This is a genomic window from Paracoccus sp. SM22M-07, assembly GCF_001887735.1.
Lineage (GTDB): Bacteria > Pseudomonadota > Alphaproteobacteria > Rhodobacterales > Rhodobacteraceae > Paracoccus.
Map to the genome: position 1 here is coordinate 1 of NZ_JPKW01000050.1, position 372 is coordinate 372.

Annotated in this window: 1 pseudogene; it reads left to right on the top strand. The window is 56.2% G+C overall.

The window, feature by feature from the left end:
• A pseudogene (locus IE00_RS19370) lies at nt 1-243 on the top strand (IS5/IS1182 family transposase); the annotation flags it as partial.
• Between the last annotated feature and the right edge of the window lie 129 nt (nt 244-372).

The following is a 372-nucleotide window of genomic DNA, read 5'->3' on the forward strand; positions in this document are numbered from 1 at the left end:
CATTCGAAAATCCATGGGTAAACGCGATGTCTTGCTCGTCATCCCCATGCGCAAGTCCCGCAAAAAGTCGCATTGCCGTGGACCGATCACTCTACCGGCTGCGAACCCTTGGTCGAACGGTGCTTCAACGAGCTGAATAACGCCCGCCGTGTCGCCACCCGTTACGACAAGACCGCGGAGAACTTCCTGGGCTTCATCGACATCACGTCGATCAGGCTTTGGGTGCGCCATGTGTCAACATGACCTAAGGCGACTACGGATCCGCCCGTTCTTCTGGTCTGCCCCCTGAAAAGTGGTCCTCCCTGAGGTATGGCTTTTGAGCCATTTGGAGGATGCAGGAATGCCCCAGAAAAAGCACAAGCCGGAGGAGAT